Source organism: Parabacteroides distasonis, from assembly GCF_004793765.1.
In the GTDB taxonomy this organism is placed as follows: Bacteria; Bacteroidota; Bacteroidia; order Bacteroidales; family Tannerellaceae; genus Parabacteroides; species Parabacteroides distasonis_A.
The window spans coordinates 90408-96574 of record NZ_SRYM01000012.1; the positions used below are offsets into that span (position 1 = coordinate 90408).

Below are 6167 nucleotides of genomic sequence, written 5' to 3' on the forward strand. Positions count from 1 at the left end.
GTATTCTGTCTCGTAAAGACGGAGCGCACTCCAGTCCTTACGAAACAAAAGATATTATTCAATGATCGAGATCCATCCGTAAGTATCCGGCTCGTCGCCATACTGGATGGCACGTAGCTTATGATATAATTTCTCGCAAACAGGCCCCGGTTTGCCGTCTTTGGCGATAACAAAAGATTTGTTCTCATCCAAATCGTCGATTTGTGAGATCGGGGCGATAACTGCGGCGGTACCACACTCGGCAGCCTCGTCGAACGTAGCGATCTCCTCGAAAGGAACCGGACGACGCTCTACCGTCAAGCCCATATCCTCGGCCAATTGCTGCAAGCTCTTGTTCGTGATCGAAGGCAAGATCGAGTGGGATTGCGGAGTGATATAGCTGTTGCCACGGATTCCGAAGAAGTTCGCCGGACCGCACTCATCCAGATACTTCTTCTCTTTCGGATCCAGATACAATACGGCTGCGTATCCCTTGGAATGAGCGATCTCGCCAGCTACCAAGCTAGCGGCATAGTTACCACCCACCTTGATCGTACCCGTTCCGTTAGGAGCCGCACGGTCGTACTCACGAAGCACGCATACCTTTGAGGGCTGGAATCCACCCTTGAAATACGGACCTACCGGAGTGACAAATATCATAAACATATATTCGGGAGCCGGCTTCACACCCACCTGAGCACCCAAGCCGATCATCAGCGGACGAATATATAAAGCGGCACCACTCTCATAAGGAGGAACGAAACGCTCATTTAATTTCACGACCTTACGTACAGCTTCCTCGAACATCTCTACAGGCAACTCAGCCATCTTGATACCCCGGCTGGAAGATTGCATACGTTTAGCGTTCTCATCCATACGGAATACACGGATCTTACCGTCTTTCCCGCGGAAGGCCTTCAAGCCCTCGAAAGACTCTTGTCCGTAATGCAAGCAAGTAGCGGCCATGTGAATATTGATAATCTCGGATGAAGAAACTTCCAACTCACCCCATTTACCGTCACGATAGTAGCATCTTACATTGTAGTCTGTCTTGATATAACCAAATCCCAGCTCAGACCAATTTAAATTTTCCATATCTATATAATTTGCTGTAATTAGTTTAAAATTAACAAATTACACTGTTAATAATATCGTTCAAAAGCAAAAACGCCCATAGCCGTCGCTACGGGAGATTTTGTGTACCGCAAATATACGCTAATTTATATATAGTTCGGCCTATAAACTAAAAAAAGCAAGCGGAAGGCTACATTTCGGCCTATAACGAATATATGATCTATCACTTGGTCGAACTCATTCTCCAACTCTTGCTCTGGGAAATCAAGGGCGACCGGATCGGACATATACCTTATGGCTTCCCCAACCGGATATGGTGATACCGCTCACCGGGTCGCCGCTCAAGCGTTGCAGTTCCAATGTAGCGCTAGTCCGTTTCATACCATTGATCGCCATATAGTCCGATATGCGCAAAAAGGGATGTTCCTTCAGATACTCCAACGCACGGGAGAGGCGCACCTCCTCCGTATAGGGCGATTTCCTAACACGACTTATCCCGCCACGGGACAGGTCGCAGCACATCCGTGTCTCTCGTACCAACGTCTTGTCGGCCTTGAAACTGATACCGTTCACCTCAATACTCCGGGCATTACGCTTCGTGTCATCGCCATCCATCGTATCCATCTCCTTATTCTTGACCAAGCCCAACTGAGGCTTGAACGTACCGATGCCCTCAAGCGTCACCGAGCATCCCTCCGCCATGTAACGGGCCAAGCAATCCGCCACCGAGGTCATCACGTGCATCACGCTAGCCCTGCTAAGCCCCGACCCCGGATAGGCAATCCGCTCCGTAAAGTCCTTCATATCGATGTTCCGCTCTATCTTCATCCGATAGAACACCCGTTTCTCACCCGTACCATTTAGGTCGCTCATCTCTTGCTTAATGTATCTTGCCATAAATCTATTAGATATTAATAATAATCAATCATATATAAAACCTTCACCATACATATACAAATATACTCAAACTTAGCTCCATTTCCAAATCTACGACACTGTTTTTACGATCAGCACCAGCGATCTTACAATCAGTGGCACTGATTACAAAATCACTGTCACCGATTATAGAATATATACAGTTCTTGCAAAGAAAGGAAAGGCATCCGAACAACTATACTGCCAGAAGAAAGCGTTTTTTTCGATAAATTCCGCTACAATCGCAGATAAAACACTGGAACAAATGTACGGAGACGCCTTCTACAATAACCCAGAATATGAGAGTAACATCGATTAATGACCTGTCGTTATCAATATTTTCGTTACATTCGCGTCTAAAAATAACAGAATAACACATGAAAGTCATTGATCTGATAAGGAATAGTAAGAGTACCGCTTTTTCTTTCGAGATATTACCGCCGCTGAAAGGTAACAGTATCCAGAAGGTGTATAATGTAATTGACAAGTTGAAGGAATTCGACCCTAAATACATAAATATCACCTCCCACCATAGCGAGTTCGTCTATAAAACCTTACCAGACGGAAGTTTCCAAAAAGTAAACATCCGTAAACGTCCGGGCTCCGTAGCGATCGCTTCGGCTATCCAGAATAAATACGGTATTCCTGCCGTACCTCATATTATATGTAAAGGCTTTACGAAAGACGAGACGGAATACGCTTTGATCGATTTGAACTTCCTAGGCGTAAACAACCTCTTGATATTAAGGGGAGATACAAAGACCTTAGAGGCCTCCCAGCAAAACCCGGAGTTATATCACGACCACGCGACTGACTTGCAACAGCAGGTAAATCATTTCAACGAAGGTATCGCGTTAGACGGTTCCAAGATAGACGGTATAGAGACTCCCTTCTCGTACGGCATGGCTTGCTATCCGGAGAAGCACGAGGAAGCGCCCAATATGGAATCTGATATCTATTACTTAAAGGAGAAAGTAAAAAATGGCGCTGAATATCTGGTAACCCAGATGTTTTTCGATAATGAAAAATATTATGCGTTCGTGGATCGTTGCCGTGCGGAAGGCATCACGGTTCCCATCATCCCCGGTATCAAACCGATCGTTTTCAAGAACCAATTAACGGTTCTTCCGAAGATATTCCGTACGGATATCCCGGAGCCTTTCGCGACAGAATTACGTAAATGTAAAGATGATGCGGAAGCGAAAGAGGTGGGCGTGGAATGGTGTATACAGCAATGCAAGGATCTGATCGCCCATGGCGTACCGAGCTTACATTTCTACACGATGATGGCCTCGGATAGCGTTTACAAAATAGCGAAAGAAATTTATTGAGATACAATAGGGGTTTTTCCACGCTGAGTTGTCTAATACTTAGTACACGATTGAACAATCATGTACTAAGTATGGTTATTTCTAAAATTCTAAGGTAATGAAATATATATTCTTTATTGGACTTGACTTGGCAGTGTATCCGTTCTTAGTTTTACTCTACATATGTCAATTGATATTTACAAAACCCCGCGCCTTTTGATATCTGAATACTTTTCCGTAACTTCGTTCTTTATTCTATAAGAAAAGGAAATATCTCATGTATTTTAAAGATATCATCGGGCAAGAGGAAGTAAAGGAACGGTTGAGGCAATCGGCTCGGACAGGGATCGTACCCCATGCGCAGTTATTCACGGAGCAAGGGGGGGCCGGGGCGTTTCCGCTGGCTTTGGCTTACGCCCGTTATCTGAATTGTACGAACCGGACGGAGACGGACGCTTGCGGACGTTGCCCGTCATGCCTTAAATATGACGAATTGGCACATCCCGATTTGCATTTCGTATTCCCGATCGTAGCCAAGAAAGAGAAAAAGAAAGAGGTCTGCGATGATTATCTCAGCGAATGGCGTGGGTTCCTCAAGGAGCATCCCTATTTCAATATGGATGAATGGCTGGATTATATCGAGGCCGGAAACTCACAAGCGATCATCTATTCCAAGGAAAGCGATGAGATTATCCATAAACTGAGCCTAAAGATTTATGAGGCGGAATATCGTATCCTGATGGTTTGGTTGCCGGAGAAACTACATCCCACTTGCGCCAACAAGCTTCTGAAAATCATAGAGGAGCCACCTATGAAAACGGTTATCCTTATGGTATCCGAGACACCGGACCTTATCCTCGGGACCATCCAATCTCGTGCGCAACGCATCCACATCCGTCCCATTGAGGCCGATGCTATCATGAATGCCATGATATCCCGTTTCGGACTTTCACCCGATGACGCTAAACACGTCGCTCACCTCTCCTCCGGAAGTTTCATCAAGGCGATGGAGGCGATTAGCTTGGGCGAGGAAAATAAATTCTTTCTGGAGCAATTCAAGACCATGATGCGAAACTCATGGGCACGAAACGTAAAAGGTATGAAAGCGATGGCGGACGTCATGGCAGGGATCGGACGGGAACGACAGAAGAACTTCCTCTCCTATTGTCAGCATTTGATCCGGGAGAACTTCATGTACCGGTTCCAATCGCCGGAACTTAATTATATGAATCTGGACGAGGCTAGCTTCTCCGTTAAGTTCTCCCCTTTCGTCAACGAGCGAAACGTAATCGATTTGATGGAAGAATTGGCGAAAGCGGAACGCCATATCACACAGAACGTGAATGCCAAGATGGTCTTTTTTGATTTATCCTTACGAATTACCGTACTAATCAAAAGATAAGTCTTCAGATTTTCTTGTTAAGCCAATTTCCTTTCCATAGATAGAAGAAAGAAGAAAGGATCATGATATTATATACATACTCCGTAGTCCAGCAAACCGCCACGTCCGCACGCAACCATACGGCAACATACAATATATATAATACGTACACGAATATGCTAGCCATATCGATTTCCAGCGCACGGCGGGTATTGCCTGTCCCCGATACGCTAAAGAAATAAATAAAACCGGGAACGGCGAAAAGATAAGAGGACAGCATCACCCACAACGAAGGAATCGAGCAAACGATCAAATCCGGGTTATCCGTATAAATACGCAATACGGTAGACGGGAACATAGCGATCAAGATACCGATCGGTAGCACGAACGCATAGCATAGCCCGATCATCCTCCGGCTAAGCGGAAGTACCCGGTCCGACTCCCCGGCGCCGATCAAGTTACTAACCAGCGAGCTGTTCGTGGAGGCGAAAGCATTCACGAACATAAACAGGAATGAGGAGATGCTACGTACCACATTCGTAATTGCTAACGGCCGCTCGCCCAGATGCTCCATAGCGATAAAGAAGACAAACCACCCTCCAAAAGCGATCCCATGCTGGATCATTACCCAGATAGAGACGCTCAATATTTGTCCCAGCATCCTGAAATCCACTCTCGTAAAACGAAACAGACCGTATTTCTTATACTCTACCTTCTTCCACGTATAAATCACGAAGAACATTACGGAGACAGCTTCCGAGATCAAGGAAGCGATAGCGGCACCCGCTATCCCCAATACGGGGAGACCGAACTTACCGAATATCAAAATATAGTTCAAGACCACGTTGGTAAGCACCATCACCACCGAATTGGCCGTCAAGATCTTCGTATTCGTCGTACTCACGTAAAACGCACGGAACATCACCGCTATAAAAGAAAAGAAGAACCCGTACACCCGCCAGTCCAGATAACTCATCGTCGCCCGATACACCTCTTCCGAGCCGATCATCCGGTGGAGCAGATAGGGCGTAAGCAGATTAGAGGCCGTAAACAACACCGCCGCCAGCAGAAAAAGGAATAGCCCGCCTTGCGTAAAAACCTCGCCGATCCGTTTATACTCCCCCTCACCGTTACGACGTGCCATCAGCACCTGAGCGCCCACGCTGAAACCGAATCCTAGCATATAAATCACGAGATAATAGACCCCAGCCAAGGCGGAGGCACCTAGCTCAACCTCGCCGACACGCCCCAGATAAGCGGTATCCGTCAATCCGATCATATGCTCCATGAGCAAGCTGATCAATACCGGATACGTGATCTTTAGAATTTGTTTGTTCGTATATCGCATGATGAATCTAGAATAAAAGAGAGGCAAAGGTAGTAATAAGAAGCCAGTCACACAATATTACCCTATGCGATCCGTTTCTTAATTATATTACATTTATACGAAGAGATATGAACTATAATATAAAAACAGAATACGGTTAACGATAATTAGCATACTCATG

Annotated in this window: 5 protein-coding genes; 2 read left to right on the forward strand and 3 right to left on the reverse strand. The window is 45.8% G+C overall.

Annotated elements, in window-relative coordinates; translation table 11 throughout:
• Positions 1–54 precede the first annotated feature (54 nt).
• Entirely contained in the window at positions 55–1074 is a 1020-nt protein-coding gene (locus E5342_RS06300; protein ID WP_005858291.1) for a branched-chain amino acid aminotransferase, read from the reverse strand.
• 243 nt (positions 1075–1317) lie between these two features.
• Entirely contained in the window at positions 1318–1950 is a 633-nt protein-coding gene (locus E5342_RS06305; RefSeq protein WP_135959062.1) for an HU family DNA-binding protein, read from the reverse strand.
• A gap of 395 nt (positions 1951–2345) precedes the next feature.
• Between E5342_RS06305 and metF the strand changes: the two genes are divergently transcribed.
• Positions 2346–3299 (forward strand): methylenetetrahydrofolate reductase [NAD(P)H], encoded by a 954-nt coding sequence (metF, locus tag E5342_RS06310; protein ID WP_135959063.1) that lies wholly within the window; start codon positions 2346–2348, stop codon positions 3297–3299.
• A 256-nt stretch (positions 3300–3555) separates the two neighbouring features.
• A complete protein-coding gene (locus tag E5342_RS06315) occupies positions 3556–4680 on the forward strand; it encodes an ATP-binding protein (protein ID WP_135959064.1) in 1125 nt (374 codons plus the stop codon).
• A gap of 4 nt (positions 4681–4684) precedes the next feature.
• On the opposite strand, the gene E5342_RS06320 is transcribed toward E5342_RS06315, so the two are convergent.
• Complete coding sequence (locus E5342_RS06320) at positions 4685–6007, reverse strand: MATE family efflux transporter (protein ID WP_135959065.1); 1323 nt, start codon at positions 6005–6007, stop codon at positions 4685–4687.
• Positions 6008–6167 lie beyond the last annotated feature (160 nt).